Below are 13,895 nucleotides of genomic sequence, written 5' to 3' on the forward strand. Positions count from 1 at the left end.
CTCACTGTTCCTTGGTGAGGGCGGCGTCCATCTTCTGCGCGAGCTGCTTCGCCACGTCGTCGACCGGGGTCGATCCGTCGAAGGCACTCGGCAGCAGGTTCGTCTCGAGGGTGTTCCACGCCGCCGTGTTCTTCGAGACCGGGAGCGGCTTGGCGTAGTCCACCGCGTCGAGGAAGACCTGCAGGTCGGCGTCCGGCATCGTCTTCGTGAAGGCGCTCTGCGTGCCCTCGTACGCCGGGATCACCGCACCCATGTCGCCCTGTTGCTGCTGGGCCTGCTTGCTCGCGAGGTAGACCTGGAGCGCCTGTGCAGCGGCCTTGTTCTTCGTGTTCGCGGAAACGACGTTGGAGACACCGTGGATGACCGTCGCCTGCTCCTTGCCCTTGGGGAGCGGGTACACGACGACGTCCTTCTCGAGGTCGGTGCCGGTCAACGCGGAGCGGAACCAGCTGCCGCCCTGGTACATGGCGAGCTTGCCCGAGGTGAACCACTGGTCGGCGGTGGTGTCGGTCAGCTGCTTGATCGAGGGCGACGCCCCGGACGCGATGAGGTCGGTCCAGAACTGCAGCCCGGCCTCGGCGGCGGCGGTGTCGTACTCGGACTTCGTGCCGTCCGCGTCGATCACGTTCCCACCGGCCTGGAAGATCGTGTCGTAGTAGGTGGTCTGTCCGTCCATGCCGCCGGCCGCGCCGTACGCGCCGTCGGCCGTGAGCTTCTCGGAGAGCTCGGCTCCGGTCTTCTGGAAGTCGTCCCAGGTCCAGTCCTTCGAGGGCATGGCGACCCCGGCCTTCTCGAAGAGCGCCTTGTTCATCCAGACGCCGATGGTGTCGAAGTCCTTGGGGACGCCGTACTGGGTCTTGTCGTACGTGTACAGGTCGTTGAGGGCGGACGAGTACTTCGCGGGGTCGATCGCGCCGGCCTCGACCTCACCGGTGATCGGCGCGAGCTTGCCGTTCGCCGCGTAGAGCTGGAAGTTCGGGCCGTTCATCCAGAACACGTCGGGCAGGGTGTTGCTCGAGCCCTGCGTCTGCAGCTTCGTCCAGTAGCTGGCGAACGGGGTCACGTCCACGTTGACCTTGATGTCCGGGTACTCCTCGTTGAAGCCTTCGAGGTTCGCCTTGATCGCCTTGACCTGGTTCTCGTCCCAGACGGCGTACGTCAGGGTCGCCTTGGTGTCCTTGGCGGCCTTCTCGTAGTCGCCGCCGGCGCTGGAGGCGCCGGAGGACGTGCTGCAGCCGGCGAGGAGCACGGCTGCGCCGATCGCGGCGACGGCGCCGAGGAGCGCACGGCGACGGCCGCGGCCCTTGGCAGAGGTGGGTGCGTGCATCGGGTGTCCTTTCGCGAGTCCGTCAGCGGGTGACGGCCGGGGTGGGGTCGGTGAAGTGGGCGATCGTCGCGGCCGCGAGCGGCGGGACGTCGATGGGGACGGAGCCGTTCCGGAGCGACCGGGTCGCGAGCGCTCCTGCGGCGACGGCGGCACGGGCCGCGATCGGCGAGAGGGTCGTCGGCTCCCCCAGCGCGACGTGCCGGAGGAACTCGGTCATCGTGAGGAGGTCGGCATCGGCGTGGCCGGCGGCGACCCCGTCGATCGGGTACTCGCGGTCCCCCGCGACGTCCCAGCCGCGACGACGGCTCCAGACCTTCACGACGCCACCGCCGGTGTCGCCGATGTTCTCGAGCCGTCCCTCGGTCCCGATGACCGTGTAGTTGCGCCAGTAGTCCGGCGTGAAGTGGCACTGCTCGTAACTCGCCTGCACACCGTTGTCGAGGGTCATCATCACCATCGACACGTCCTCGACGTCGACGACGGGGTTCAACCCGGTCTGCTCGAGGGGCGGCCAGTTGTCGAGGGAGAACCAGTCCCCCATGAGCTTGCCGCTGCGGTCGCGACGGTCGGTGACGTCGCCGTAGACCGACAGCGACCCCATGCCGACGACCCGCGCGGTGTCCCCACCGCCGAGCGCGTGGATGACGTCGAGGTCGTGGCTGGCCTTCTGCAGGAGCAGGGAGTTCACCTTGGTGCGGTCGGCGTGCCAGTCCTTGAAGTAGTAGTCGCCGCCGTTGCCGACGAAGTGCCGGCACCAGACCGCCTTGACCTGGCCGATCTCCCCGCGGTCGACGATCTCGCGCATCAGCCGCACGACCGCGGCGTGACGGAAGTTGTGCCCGACGTACAGCGGCGTGCCGGTCTCCGCAGCGGTGTCGAGGACGGCATCGGCGTCCTCGACCGTGATGGCCATGGGCTTCTCGAGGTAGACCGCGATGCCGGCGCGGAGCAGGTCGATCGCGATCGCGGCGTGCGTCCAGTCGGGGGTCGTCACGATCGCCGCGTCGACGACCCCGACGAGTCCCCCGTGGTGCTCGACGACGAGGGCGTCCGGGTACTCGGCCCGGGCACGCTCGCGCCCCTGCTCGGTGACCTCGGCGACGGCGACGACCCGCGCCTCCAGGTCGGGAGCGGCGGCAGCCGCCTCGGCCACGTGGCGGGCGATCGCCGCACGCTGCCCCATGCCGACGATGCCGACCCGTAGTGGTCGTCCTGTCAACGCGTCACCCATGCTCATCTCGCTCCCTTGCGTGATTGTGACGCCCATGATGCCGAATCGATCATGAATGCACAATAGGCGCTCAACGAACGCTCATGGGGAGGGTGTGGATGGTTTTACACGATCGAAACGTCGTGCACAGACCTACGCCGGGGAGTCCCCCGGAGGACTCGTCCGCTCAGTCGGCGACGACGAGCTCCACACCGGCACTGGCGAGCTCCGCGGCGAACGCCGACGGGACGGGCTGGTCGGTGACGAGTGCGTCGATCCGGTCGAGCGGACAGATCCGCGCGAAGGTCGCCCGTTCGATCTTGGTCGAGTCGGCGACCACGATCACCCGGCGCCCGACGGACGCGAAGTGCCGGCTGACCTCCGCCTCGCCCTCGTGCATGGTCGTGGCGCCGTACTGGCCGCTCAGCCCGTCGACACCGAGCACGACCACGTCGAGCGCGAACTCGTCCAGGGTGTCCCGGACGAGCGGGCCCACGAGCTCGTAGGACTGCCGCCGCGCGACGCCGCCCGTGACCACGATCTTGACGTTGGCGCGGACCGACAGCTCGTACCCGATGTTCAACGCGTTGGTGACGATCGTCACCCCGTACTCGCCGTCCGCCCGGGTGAAGCGCTCGCTCTTGCCGAGCTCACGGGCGACCTCGGTCGTCGTCGTCCCCCCGTTCAACCCGACGGTGTCGCCGGGCTGCACCAGCCGCGAGGCGGCGCGGGCGATCGCGGTCTTCGCCTCGGCCTGACGGGCGATCTTGTACTGCAGTGGCAGTTCGTAGCCTGCCCCGAGCGCCGCGGCACCGCCGTGGGTGCGGGTGACCAGGCGCTGGTCCGCCAGCGTCGCGAGGTCGCGTCGGGCGGTCGCGGGCGAGATCCCGAGCAGCTCCCCGATCTCGGCGATCGACACGTTGCCGCGTTCGCTCACCAGTTCGAGCAGGGCGTTGAGCCGCTGTTGAGGGGTCATGTCGGCCATCTTATGGCGTTACCGCGCACCCCTGATGATCGGGAATGACGTTTTGCTATTCCATCGCGCACGATCGCTCGCTACGCTTCCTCATCATCGATCACCCGGATCGAACCGGACCGGAAGGCACCCATGACCGACACCTTCGTGAGCGCAGAACTGACGTCGCAGCCGGAGACGTGGCGCGCTGCCGCCGCGCTCCTCTCGTCGTTCGAGGCGTCGCTCCCCCAGCCCGGAGAACGCGTGGCCGTGGTCGGCTGCGGGACGAGCTGGTTCATCGCGATGAGCTACGCCGTCGCCCGTGAGCAGGCGGGTCTGGGCGTGACGGACGCCTTCGCCGGTTCGGAGTACCCGATCGGCCGCGACTACGACCGGGTCGTGACGATCAGCCGGTCGGGCACCACGACCGAGATCGTGGACCTGTTGCAGGCCCTGCGCGGTCGACGCACCGTGCTCGTCACCGCGGTCCCGGACAGCCCGGCCGCCGCCGTCGCCGACGTCGTCGTGGCACTGCCCTTCGCGGACGAGCGCTCGGTCGTGCAGACGCGCTTCGCGACGACCACGCTCGCGCTCCTCCGTGCGTCGATCGGTGACGACGTGGACGCCCTCGCAGTACAGGCCGAAACCGCCCTCGGCCTCCCGATCGACGACCTCCTCGATGCTGAGCAGGTCACCTTCGTGGGCCGCGGTCCGGCGGTCGGCCTCACGTTCGAGGCCGCCCTCAAGACGCGCGAGGCAGCGCAGTTCTGGGCGGAGTCCTACCCCGCCATGGACTACCGGCACGGTCCGATCGCGATCGCCCAGCCCGGCCGACTCGTCTGGTCGCTCGGAACCGCGCCGGAAGGGCTCGCGGACGAGGTCGCTGCGACCGGTGCGCGCTTCGTCCAGCACGACCTCGACCCGATCGCCGGGCTCGTCGTGGTGCACCGGTTCGCGGTCGCCCTCGCCGAGGGACGCGGCCTCGACCCGGACAACCCCCGCTCGCTCACCCGTTCGGTCATCCTCACCTGATGCGCGGTGCAGGCGCGGTGCTCGGGGTCGACGTCGGCGGCACGGGCATCAAGGCCCGACTGACCGGCGCCGACGGACTCGTCCTCGACGAGACCCGCGTCCCGACGCCGCGCGGCGACACCGACGCGACGATGCTCGCCACCGTCGTGGCGGAGCTCGCCGAACGGGCGCTGCGCCGTGGCGACCTCGATGCGGTGGGCCTCGTGACGCCGGGTGTCGTGGACGACGGGGCCGGCACCGTCGTCCTCGCGGTGAACCTCGGGTGGCGGGACGTCCCGGTGCGGGACCGGGTCCGGGCCGAGTTCGCCGCACGGGGGATCGGCGTCCCGCTGGCCTTCGGACACGACGTGCGTGCCGGCGCCCTGGCGGAGACCTCCGGCGCGGCACCGGCGCTCACCCGTGGTTCCGTCGCCTTCGTCCCGGTCGGCACCGGACTCGCGAGTGCCCTCGTCGTCGACGGCGTGGTCGTCGCGGGCGGCGGTTGGGCGGGGGAGATCGGACAGGTCCGGATCCCCGCCGGGCCGCACGCGGGGCGCCGCGTCGAGGAGATCGCGTCCGCAGGGGGAGTCGCCCGTCGGTCGGGCTCCACCTCGGCACACGAGGCGATGCTCCGCGTCCGCGCCGGGGACCCGGTGGCCACCAGGGTCTGGCACGAGTGCATCGACGTGCTCGCGGACGCCCTGGCGTGGACCACGACGGTCGCCGGCTGCCACACGATCATCGTGGGCGGGGGACTGGCCGAGTCCGGCCCGCTGCTGTTCGATCCGCTCCGGACCGCCCTCGTCGAACGGCTCCCGGGGTTGCGCGTCCCGGTCCTCGCCCCGGCACGGCACGGCGATGCGGCCGGTGCCATCGGTGCCGGGCTGTTGGCGCGCACGGCGCTCGACGCCGAGGTGCACGCATGAGCACCCTGGTGCGTGCGCGGCGGATCCTCACCGCGACGCACGACCTCCACGACGGGTGGCTGGCGGTCGACGACGCCGGCTCGGTCCTCGAGAGCGGATCCGGGACGCCCCCGCGGACCGACACCGCGGTGACGATCGAGGGAACGCTGCTGCCGGGGGCGGTCGACCTGCACGCCCACGGGGCGCTCGGGCACGACTTCGCCACGGCCACGACGGACGGTGCCGCGCTCGCTGCGGGCCACCACCGCGCACGCGGGACGACGTCGCTCATCGCGTCCGTCGCGACGGGCCCGGTCGCCGAGACGATCGCAGCACTCGGACGCCTCCACGTCCTCGTCGCCGAGGGCACGCTCGCCGGGCTCCACCTCGAGGGACCGTGGCTGTCACGCGCGCGCCGCGGTGCCCACCGGTCGGACCTCCTGCACGCACCGGACCCGGCGGAGCTCGACGGCTTCCTCACAGCGGCGGACGGCGCGCTCCGGATCGTCACGCTCGCACCGGAACTCCCCGGAGCGATCGACGCCGTCGGCCGCCTCGTCGACGCCGGTGTCGTCGTCGCGATCGGTCACACCGATGCCTCCGCCGACGAGACGCGCGCGGCGATCGACGCCGGTGCCACCCTCGTCACGCACCTCTTCAACGGCATGCCCCCACTGCACCACCGCCGGCCGGGCCCGGTCGGCGTCGCCCTGACCGACGACCGCGTCCTGGTCGAGTGCATCGTCGACGGGCACCACCTCGATCCCGCGGCGGTCGAACTCGTGCGGCGAGCCGCGCCGGACCGCCTCGTGCTCGTCTCGGACGCGATGGCCGCCACGGGCTGCGGCGACGGCGAGCACGCGATCGCGGGTTCGGCGGTCTCGGTCCGTGACGGCGTCGCGCTACTCACCGACGGCTCGTCCCTCGCCGGCAGCACCATCACCGTGCAGGACGCCGCCCGACGGCTCCTCGACGGTGGCACCCCGCTGCCCGAGGTCGTCGCGGCGACGTCGGCGCGACCGGCACGCCTGCTCGGTCTCCCGTCGCCGCTCTCGGTCGGCGCTCCCGCCGACCTGCTCGTGATCGACGAGGGCCCCAGCAGTGCCGCGCGGTCGGAGCCCTGGCGCGTCCTCGACCTGCAGACGACCGCGGCGGTGCACCGGTGATCCTCATCGTGACGCCCAACCCGGCGGTGGACGTGACGTACCGTGTCGCCCGTCAGCACGTCGGGACGACGCAGCGCGTCCTGGACGTCGCCCGTCGTCCGGGTGGCAAGGGCCTCAACGTCGGGCGGGTGCTCGACGCGGTCGGGATCCCGTCCCGCGCCGTCCTGCCGCTCGGCGCGGCTCCCGGTCGGTGGATCGCCGACGGCCTCGACGCCCTCGGTCTCACGCACGTCGACATCGCGGTGACGGGGGAGACCCGCACCACGGTCACCGTCGTCGACGACGTCGCGCACCCGACGATGTTCGGCGAGCCCGGACCCGAGGTGACCACCGACGAGTGGGTCGCCGTCACGGACGTGATCGGTCAGCAGCTCGACGGCGACGTCGAGTTCCTCGTCGTCTCGGGGTCCCTGCCGCACCGCGCCGATCCGGGCGTCGTCGCGGACTGGGTGGCCGCCGCTCGGATGCGCGGGGTGCCGAGCCTCGTCGATTGTCCGGGTGGTGCGCTCCTCGCGGCCGCCGACGCCGGGGCGACGATCTGCAAGCCCAACCGCGACGAACTGCTCGAGGCGACCGGCGCCGACGACGAGCGGAGCGGCGCCCTGCAGCTGCTCGACCGTGGCGCGGGCGCCGTCGTGGTGTCCCGTGGCGCGGACGGTCTGGCGGCACACACGCGCACCGGGGTCACCGAGGTGCGCGCCGTCCCGGGAGTCTCCGGCAACCCCACGGGTGCCGGCGACGCGGCCACCGCCGGGCTCCTCGCCGCGCTGTTGCGCGGGTCGTCCGACGGCCCGACGAGTCCGACCACGACCACGACCGCGCCGTCCACGCCCCGCGTCGACCACGCCGCGCTCCGATCCGCTGCCGCGTTCGGCGCCGCCGCCGTCCTCCGGCCCGTCGCCGGCGAGGTCGACGTCGACGCCGTCCGCCGGTTCCTCGCGGACGACGACGGTGCCCGGTCCGACGCACGACCCTCCGACCCGACCTGGAGCCACGCATGATCACCGACCTCGCCCTCACCGGACTGCTCGACTCCGCACGGACCGCACACCGCGGCGTCGGGGCGTTCAACGTGGTGCTGCTGGAACACGCCGAGGCGATCGTCGCCGGCGCCGAGCGAGCGGGGCTCCCCGTGGTCCTGCAGATCAGCGAGAACTGCGTCCGCTACCACGGCGGCCTCGCCCCGATCACGACGGCGACCGCGGCGATCGCGCGGTCCGCGGACGTCGAGGTCCTCGTGCACCTCGACCACATCGAGGACCCCGAGCTCGTGCTCGCCGGCATCGACCTCGGGGTGGACTCGATCATGTACGACGGATCGCACCTCGACTTCGCCGCGAACGTGGAGGCCACCCGTCGACTCGCAGTCCGGTGCCACGACGCCGGGGTCGCGATCGAGGCCGAGCTCGGTGAGGTGGGCGGCAAGGACGGCGTGCACGCTCCCGGTGTGCGCACGGATCCGCACGACGCCGCTGCCTTCGTCGCCGACACCGGTGTGGACGCGCTGGCGGTCGCCGTCGGGACGTCCCACGCGATGCAGACGCGCGAGGCATCGGTGGACCGGACGCTCGTCGAGCAGCTCCGCGCCACGGTGCCGGTCCCGCTCGTCCTCCACGGGTCCTCGGGGCTGTCGGACGACGAGCTGCGGGCAGCCGTCCGGGCGGGCATGACGAAGATCAACATCTCCACGCACCTGAACGGCCTCTTCACCCGGGCCCTGCGAGCGGTGCTCGACGAAGGTCCGGACGTGGTCGATCCGCGCAAGTACGTCTCCGCGGGGCGCGACGCCATCGCCACCGAGACCGCCCGGCTGCTGACGCTGCTGCACGGCTGACCCGCCCGAGGGCGGAGCTCAGCAGAGCGGGACGTTCACCGCGAGCCCGCCCATCGCGGTCTCCTTGTACTTCGTGGACATGTCGGCGCCGGTCTGCCGCATCGTCTCGACGACCTGGTCGAGCGACACGTGGTGCACGCCGTCACCCCGCAGCGCCATCCGCGCCGCGTTGATCGCCTTGTTCGCGGCGATGGCGTTCCGCTCGATGCACGGGATCTGGACGAGCCCGCCGATCGGGTCGCAGGTGAGCCCGAGGTTGTGCTCCATGGCGATCTCGGCGGCGTTCTCGACCTGCTCGGGCGTTCCTCCGAGCACTTCGGCGAGCCCTGCGGCGGCCATCGACGCCGCCGATCCGACCTCGCCCTGGCAGCCGACCTCGGCGCCGGAGATCGAGGCGCGCTCCTTGTAGATCGAACCGACGGCGCCCGCGGTCAGCAGGAAGCGCACCACGGTGTCGTCGCGGTTCGCCGTCGTGACCGTCGGCATGTAGGTGAGCGCGTAGTACAGGACGGCGGGGATGATGCCGGCGGCACCGTTCGTCGGAGCGGTGACCACCCGTCCACCGGTGGCGTTCTCCTCGTTGACGGCCATCGCCATGAGGTTCACCCACTCCATCGCGAAGAGCGGGTCGTGCCCGGGGTCGTCGGCGGTGAGCTGCTCGAACCAGTTCGCGGCGCGGCGTCGCACGGTGAGCCCGCCCGGGAGCGTGCCGGAGCGTTCGACGGACCGTTCGACGCAGGACTCCATGACGCCGTGGATGCGGAGGAGGCCGGCCCGGACGTCGTCGGTGCTGCGCGTGGCGGTCTCGTTGGCGAGTGCGACCCCGCTGACCGGCAGCCCGCTCGCCGCGCAGGCCGCGAGCAGCTCGGCGCCGCTCGAGAACGGGTACGGCACGGCGTCGTCGACGGGGATCGCGGTCTCGGCGACGTCCCCCTCGGAGTCGTTCGTGACGAAGCCGCCGCCGATCGAGTAGTACGTCTCCTCGGCGATGGTCGCCCCGGACGCGTCGTCGGCGCGGAGGCGCATCGCGTTCGGGTGGCGGGGGAGCATCGTCAGCGGGTGGAGCACGATGTCGGCGAGCCGGAACGGGACGCTCGCCCCACCCTGGAGCCGGAGCACGCCGGTCTCCTCGAGCTCGGCGAGCGATCGGGTCATCGCGTCGGGGTCCACGGTCTCGGGGTCCGACCCCATCAGGCCGGCGACGACCGCGCCGAGCGTCCCGTGGCCCTGGCCGGTCGAGGCCAGCGAGCCGTAGAGGTCGACGGCGATCGTCGCGACGGGGGCCTCGGCCACGCGGGCGGCGAAGGCGCGTCCGGCCCGCATCGGTCCGACGGTGTGGGAACTCGACGGACCGATCCCGATGCTGAACAGATCGAAGACGGAGACCGGCACCCCGCCACACTAACCCGTCCGGACGGGTGGGGGATCAGCGCCGGGATCCCTGGTTCGGCATGAGGATCCAGAGGACGACGTAGGCGATCCAGAGCGGCCCCGGGAAGAGGCTCAGGATGACCCAGGCGATGCGGACGACGGTGCGGGACCAGCCGAACCGGTCGGCGATGCCGGCACAGACCCCGGCGAGGAGGCGGCCGGTGCGGGGGCGGATGAGTGTGTTCATGTCGTCGACGGTACGGAGGATCGATCCGACATCGAATCCGGGGGACACCCGCATCCGTGGTGGGGACAACCCCACCCCCTCCACATCTGACATATGTGGACCGCTCCATCCCTGCTGCCATGGGAGACTGACGACATGCCCATCCTCAACAAGGACATGCAGGTCTGCATCTCACTCGCCGCTCGACCGAGCAACATCGGCACCCGCTTCCACAACTTCCTCTACGACGAGCTCGGGCTGGAGTTCGTCTACAAGGCGTTCACCACGACCGACCTCCCCGGCGCGGTGACCGGCATCCGGGCACTCGGCATCCGCGGCTGCTCGGTCTCGATGCCCTTCAAGGAAGCGATCATCCCGCTCGTCGACGTCATCGAGGAGTCCGCGGCGGCGATCGAGTCGATCAACACCGTGGTGAACGACGACGGCGTCCTCACGGCGTCGAACACCGACTACGAGGCAGTCGCGTCGCTGCTCGCCTCGCACGCCGTCGATCCGTCCGCGAGCGTGCTGCTCCGCGGCTCCGGCGGCATGGCCAAGGCGGTCACTGCGGCGTTCCGGGGTGCCGGGTTCGACGACCTCACCGTGGTCGCACGCAACGGGCAGGCGGGGCCGGCCCTCGCGGCGCAGTACGGGTACGAGTGGGTCGCCGACGAGCGGGACGCGCCGGTCACCGACGTCCTGGTGAACGTCACGCCCCTCGGCATGCGCGGCGACCAGCAGGACACGCTCGCCTTCGACCAGGATCGCGTCGGGGCGGCGACGACCGTGTTCGACGTGGTCGCGTTCCCGTCCGAGACCCCGCTGATCCGCGCCGGTCGCGCTGCGGACAAGCAGGTCATCACCGGTGCCGAGGTGATCGCGCTGCAGGCGGCGCGGCAGTTCGAGCGGTACACGGGCGTCGCGCTGACGGACGACCAGGTCCGCCGGGCGAGCGAGTTCAGTCGCAGCGAGGCCTGATCGGCTCGTCGGTGTACCGCATGCCCATCCGGGTGCGGACCTCGTCGAGGGTCGCCTCGGCGATCTCGTTCGCCCGACGGTTCCCGGCCGCCAGCACCGCGGTGACGATCGACGGGTCGCGAGCGAGTTCGGCACGACGGCGTCGGTACGCGGCGAAGCGCTCGTTGACCGCCTCGACCGCGACACGCTTCACCGCCGCCGCGCCCGCTGAGCCGATCCCGTCGGCGATGGCCTCCGGGGTCGAGCCCGTGCAGAGCGCCGCGGTCGTGAGGAGCGCTGCGACCCCCGGCCGGCGCTCGGGGTCGAAGGTGATGTGCCGATCACCGTCCGTGCGTGCCCGTCGGATGACGTCCGCGGTCTCGTCGGCGGTCATGCCGAGCGCGATGGCGTTGCCGTAGCTCTTGCTCATCTTCCGGCCGTCGACACCGGGGACCTCGGGGGACGTCGTGACGAGCGGTTCCGGCTCGGGGAACAGCGCGCCGAACCGGTCGTTGAACCGCCGAGCGATCGTCCGTGTCATCTCGACGTGCGGCAGGTTGTCCTTCCCGACCGGGACGAGGTTGCCCTTGCAGAACAGGATGTCCGCGGCCTGGTGGACGGGGTAGGTGAGCATCAGGCCGCTGAGCGCGCGACCGGATGCCGCGACCTCGGCCTTCACGGTCGGGTTGCGGTGCAGCTCCGCTTCGGTGACGAGGCTGAGGAACGGCAGCAGCAGCTGGTTCAGCGCCGGCACCGACGAGTGCGTGAAGACCGTCGTCGCGGCCGGGTCGAGTCCGGCTGCGAGGTAGTCGAGCACAGCCTCGCGGACGTTCGAGGCGACGTGGTCAGCGGTGTCTCGATCGGTGATGACCTGGTAGTCGGCGAGCACCAGGAAGGTCTCGACGCCGCGCCGCTGCAGCGCGACGCGCTCGGCGATCGTGCCGAAGAAGTGCCCGAGGTGCAGCCGACCGGTCGGCCGTTCGCCGGTCAGGACGCGGAACCGGTCCGGTCGCGCCCGGATGCGGGCGTCGAGGTCGTGCATGCGGTGTTGTGTGGCGGTGAACGTGTCCACTGGAGTTGCCCTCTCGAGAGAAAGGGCTGCACGACGGTCCTGCGGTCTGCGGTCTGCGAGCTGCCGTGCAGCCCGCGACCATGCGTCAGGAGGCTGCTACCGCAGCCACCACGAAGAACGAGGAGAACGCATGTCGGGATCGTAGCGCGAGCGTCGGCGCAGCGACACCCGTCCCCACCGCTCGATGTCGGCGCTCTACGCTGGTCGGATGCTCTCCCGACGTGACGCCGCCGTCCGGCTCGACATCTCCCTCGAGATGGCGACCCGGCACGGGATCCCCTCGCACCTCAGCGAGGCCGAACTCACGGCGATCGAGCAGGACCCGCCCGCCTGGCTCGTGCAGTCCCGAGCCAACCGCACCGGCACCAAGAAGGTCTGGGTCCGCCTCGAGTGCGTGGTCTGCGGCTTCGCGGAAGAGGCACGTCCGAAGAAGTGGTGGCCCGACTGGGATCACCTGATGTGCGACTACCACGAGCCCTACCAGGCGCCGGACCCCGTCGCGGGCTTCACCCGGCACGAGGTCGAGGGCATCGGCAGCCGCTTCGTCGCGCTCGTCGACACCCGGCCGTAGCGCGGAGCACACCCGCACCCCGCACCCGCGGCCGCACCCGCACCAAGACGTACCCGCGCCGCGCCTGCTCGGAGGCATTCGCCAGGTCCGGTCGGCACCCCACCCCGGCGCGTGCGCCGCGTCGATCCGCACCGGCTCGGGGAAGCAGCCGGATCCGCACCGGATCGGGTCGGTCGGGCACGCGGCGGACCGGTGTGTACCCCGGCCCCGCGGTCAGTCGGCGGCGGTCGCCGCGAGGTCGCTGTAGGTGGCCGCGTACCAGCCGACGGTCGAGTCCCCGGACGTCGGACCGATGGTGACGTACTCGCTCCGGGTGCGCAGGTACAGGTCCTCGTCGTGTCCGCACCGGATCTCGCCCGAGGCGAGCCGCTTGCCGCTCTCGGCCCCGTCCACGATCCGGCCGGCCCACACCGCCATGTGGACGGTGCCGTCGCCCTGGCACGTGATCGACACCCTCACCCGGGCAGGTGCCCCGTCCTCGCCGGTGCCGAGGGACAGTCGGCTCGACGAGTCGTTCGAGCCGGTGCCGCTGCCGAGTTCGCCCGGCTGTCCCGCCCAGCGGTCCTGCACGCCCTTCGCCCAGTCCGGGAACGCATCGTCGAGGCCCACGGGCTCGGCTCGGTGCGAGCACCCGGAGACGGCGGTCGCGGCGATCAGCGCCAGGCCGACCACGAGGGTCGTGCGTCGGGGCCGGAGGGGGTGGTGGTCGGGTGCAGCGAGCATGTCCCGGTCAGTCTGGCGGACCCAGGACCCCGCCACAGCGTCCCCGTTCGCGGGGCCGGTGCCGAGGCGACCACAGGACGGACGGGAGGCGCGGTGCGGGCCCGCACCGCGCCTCCCGTCCCTCAGGACGTCGCGACGCGACCCGCGGCCACCCAGCCGAGCCGCCGCAGCGTCTCGCGGTTGCGGATCCAGATCATCGGCTGCATCAGGAGGTCCGGCACCCAGGCGCCCGGCCCCGCCACGGCGTTCTCCACGATGGTGACCTTGCAGCCACGGCGGTGCTCCTCGACGACGAGCTCGACCCGGGCCTCGCCGAGGGGCCACCCCTTCGGCTGGATGACCATGCGGTGCGGGGCGTCCCACTCGAGGACCGTCGTCACGTCGTCGATCACGAGCGGCCAGACGCCGAACGAGTGGTGCAGGCGGGTGCCGACCGCCGGCCAGCCCGGGTCCTGCCCGCGCATCCGCGAGGCGCCGACGACCCACGTCGTGAAGAGCCAGCCGTCCGCGAGCACGTCGAAGACGTCCTCCGGGCGGCAGTGCAGGATGCGGACGTTCTTCGCCATG

15 protein-coding genes are annotated in these 13,895 nt (G+C 71.7%); 7 read left to right on the plus strand and 8 right to left on the minus strand.

All coding sequences use genetic code 11. From position 1 onward, the window contains the following. Window position 1: 1 nt before the first annotated feature. The 3 genes from ACIPEP_RS07350 to ACIPEP_RS07360 form a co-directional block, all read right to left on the minus strand. Complete coding sequence (locus ACIPEP_RS07350) at window positions 2–1,327, minus strand: sugar ABC transporter substrate-binding protein (protein WP_092385414.1); 1,326 nt, start codon at window positions 1,325–1,327, stop codon at window positions 2–4. A gap of 22 nt (window positions 1,328–1,349) precedes the next feature. Continuing rightward, window positions 1,350–2,564: a Gfo/Idh/MocA family protein gene (locus ACIPEP_RS07355; RefSeq protein WP_402716882.1), complete on the minus strand. Its 1,215-nt coding sequence runs from the start codon at window positions 2,562–2,564 to the stop codon at window positions 1,350–1,352. A gap of 160 nt (window positions 2,565–2,724) precedes the next feature. Further along, on the minus strand, window positions 2,725–3,513 hold the full coding sequence (locus ACIPEP_RS07360; protein WP_070419335.1) for a DeoR/GlpR family DNA-binding transcription regulator: 789 nt from the start codon (window positions 3,511–3,513) through the stop codon (window positions 2,725–2,727). Between the two features lie 132 nt (window positions 3,514–3,645). On the opposite strand from ACIPEP_RS07360, the gene ACIPEP_RS07365 reads away from it, so the two are divergent. Genes ACIPEP_RS07365 through ACIPEP_RS07385 form a run of 5 tightly spaced genes read left to right on the plus strand, consistent with a single transcriptional unit; the run spans window position 3,646 to window position 8,408 of the window. After that, a complete protein-coding gene (locus ACIPEP_RS07365) occupies window positions 3,646–4,524 on the plus strand; it encodes an SIS domain-containing protein (protein WP_402716883.1) in 879 nt (292 codons plus the stop codon). Next, entirely contained in the window at window positions 4,524–5,429 is a 906-nt protein-coding gene (locus ACIPEP_RS07370; protein WP_402716884.1) for an ROK family protein, read from the plus strand. The genes ACIPEP_RS07365 and ACIPEP_RS07370 overlap by 1 nt, the downstream gene beginning before the upstream one ends. Beyond that, window positions 5,426–6,574, plus strand: coding sequence for an N-acetylglucosamine-6-phosphate deacetylase (gene nagA, locus ACIPEP_RS07375; protein ID WP_402716885.1), 1,149 nt, complete (start codon window positions 5,426–5,428; stop codon window positions 6,572–6,574). The genes ACIPEP_RS07370 and nagA overlap by 4 nt, the downstream gene beginning before the upstream one ends. Then, the gene (locus ACIPEP_RS07380) at window positions 6,571–7,575 is read left to right on the plus strand and encodes a 1-phosphofructokinase family hexose kinase (protein WP_402716886.1); all 1,005 of its coding nucleotides are present in this window, start codon (window positions 6,571–6,573) and stop codon (window positions 7,573–7,575) included. Before nagA ends, ACIPEP_RS07380 begins: the two co-directional genes overlap by 4 nt. Next, the gene (locus tag ACIPEP_RS07385; RefSeq protein ID WP_402716887.1) at window positions 7,572–8,408 is read left to right on the plus strand and encodes a class II fructose-bisphosphate aldolase; all 837 of its coding nucleotides are present in this window, start codon (window positions 7,572–7,574) and stop codon (window positions 8,406–8,408) included. The genes ACIPEP_RS07380 and ACIPEP_RS07385 overlap by 4 nt, the downstream gene beginning before the upstream one ends. An 18-nt stretch (window positions 8,409–8,426) precedes the next feature. Here the strand turns inward: ACIPEP_RS07385 and ACIPEP_RS07390 are convergent, their stop codons facing one another. Both ACIPEP_RS07390 and ACIPEP_RS07395 read right to left on the minus strand, forming a co-directional pair. Further along, on the minus strand, window positions 8,427–9,800 hold the full coding sequence (locus ACIPEP_RS07390) for an L-serine ammonia-lyase (protein WP_402716888.1): 1,374 nt from the start codon (window positions 9,798–9,800) through the stop codon (window positions 8,427–8,429). 34 nt (window positions 9,801–9,834) lie between these two features. Further along, a complete protein-coding gene (locus ACIPEP_RS07395; protein ID WP_071302423.1) occupies window positions 9,835–10,026 on the minus strand; it encodes a PspC domain-containing protein in 192 nt (63 codons plus the stop codon). A 135-nt stretch (window positions 10,027–10,161) separates the two neighbouring features. On the opposite strand from ACIPEP_RS07395, the gene ACIPEP_RS07400 reads away from it, so the two are divergent. After that, on the plus strand, window positions 10,162–10,983 hold the full coding sequence (locus ACIPEP_RS07400; RefSeq protein WP_402716889.1) for a shikimate 5-dehydrogenase: 822 nt from the start codon (window positions 10,162–10,164) through the stop codon (window positions 10,981–10,983). Here the strand turns inward: ACIPEP_RS07400 and trpS are convergent. Beyond that, window positions 10,964–12,004: a tryptophan--tRNA ligase gene (trpS, locus tag ACIPEP_RS07405; protein WP_083413858.1), complete on the minus strand. Its 1,041-nt coding sequence runs from the start codon at window positions 12,002–12,004 to the stop codon at window positions 10,964–10,966. The two genes, ACIPEP_RS07400 and trpS, sit on opposite strands and share 20 nt — an antisense overlap. A gap of 238 nt (window positions 12,005–12,242) precedes the next feature. Between trpS and ACIPEP_RS07410 the strand changes: the two genes are divergently transcribed. Next, window positions 12,243–12,605 (plus strand): hypothetical protein, encoded by a 363-nt coding sequence (locus tag ACIPEP_RS07410; protein ID WP_070419333.1) that lies wholly within the window; start codon window positions 12,243–12,245, stop codon window positions 12,603–12,605. Window positions 12,606–12,818: 213 nt separating this feature from the next. Here the strand turns inward: ACIPEP_RS07410 and ACIPEP_RS07415 are convergent, their stop codons facing one another. Both ACIPEP_RS07415 and ACIPEP_RS07420 read right to left on the minus strand, forming a co-directional pair. After that, complete coding sequence (locus tag ACIPEP_RS07415; RefSeq protein ID WP_402716890.1) at window positions 12,819–13,328, minus strand: hypothetical protein; 510 nt, start codon at window positions 13,326–13,328, stop codon at window positions 12,819–12,821. A 122-nt stretch (window positions 13,329–13,450) separates the two neighbouring features. After that, the gene (locus tag ACIPEP_RS07420; RefSeq protein WP_092385440.1) at window positions 13,451–13,894 is read right to left on the minus strand and encodes an SRPBCC family protein; all 444 of its coding nucleotides are present in this window, start codon (window positions 13,892–13,894) and stop codon (window positions 13,451–13,453) included. Between the last annotated feature and the right edge of the window lies 1 nt (window position 13,895).

The organism is Curtobacterium sp. NPDC087082 (assembly GCF_044745045.1).
GTDB lineage: Bacteria > Actinomycetota > Actinomycetes > Actinomycetales > Microbacteriaceae > Curtobacterium.

Excerpts from the sequence above, each read along its gene's own strand:
- ACIPEP_RS07350 (WP_092385414.1), bottom strand. The coding sequence starts at position 1,327 with ATGCACGCACCCACCTCTGCCAAGGGCCGCGGCCGTCGCCGTGCGCTC.
- ACIPEP_RS07355 (WP_402716882.1), bottom strand. The coding sequence starts at position 2,564 with ATGAGCATGGGTGACGCGTTGACAGGACGACCACTACGGGTCGGCATC.
- ACIPEP_RS07360 (WP_070419335.1), bottom strand. The coding sequence starts at position 3,513 with ATGACCCCTCAACAGCGGCTCAACGCCCTGCTCGAACTGGTGAGCGAA.
- ACIPEP_RS07365 (WP_402716883.1), top strand. The coding sequence starts at position 3,646 with ATGACCGACACCTTCGTGAGCGCAGAACTGACGTCGCAGCCGGAGACG.
- ACIPEP_RS07370 (WP_402716884.1), top strand. The coding sequence starts at position 4,524 with ATGCGCGGTGCAGGCGCGGTGCTCGGGGTCGACGTCGGCGGCACGGGC.
- nagA (WP_402716885.1), top strand. The coding sequence starts at position 5,426 with ATGAGCACCCTGGTGCGTGCGCGGCGGATCCTCACCGCGACGCACGAC.
- ACIPEP_RS07385 (WP_402716887.1), top strand. The coding sequence starts at position 7,572 with ATGATCACCGACCTCGCCCTCACCGGACTGCTCGACTCCGCACGGACC.
- ACIPEP_RS07395 (WP_071302423.1), bottom strand. The coding sequence starts at position 10,026 with ATGAACACACTCATCCGCCCCCGCACCGGCCGCCTCCTCGCCGGGGTC.
- ACIPEP_RS07400 (WP_402716889.1), top strand. The coding sequence starts at position 10,162 with ATGCCCATCCTCAACAAGGACATGCAGGTCTGCATCTCACTCGCCGCT.
- trpS (WP_083413858.1), bottom strand. The coding sequence starts at position 12,004 with ATGCACGACCTCGACGCCCGCATCCGGGCGCGACCGGACCGGTTCCGC.
- ACIPEP_RS07410 (WP_070419333.1), top strand. The coding sequence starts at position 12,243 with ATGCTCTCCCGACGTGACGCCGCCGTCCGGCTCGACATCTCCCTCGAG.
- ACIPEP_RS07415 (WP_402716890.1), bottom strand. The coding sequence starts at position 13,328 with ATGCTCGCTGCACCCGACCACCACCCCCTCCGGCCCCGACGCACGACC.
- ACIPEP_RS07420 (WP_092385440.1), bottom strand. The coding sequence starts at position 13,894 with ATGGCGAAGAACGTCCGCATCCTGCACTGCCGCCCGGAGGACGTCTTC.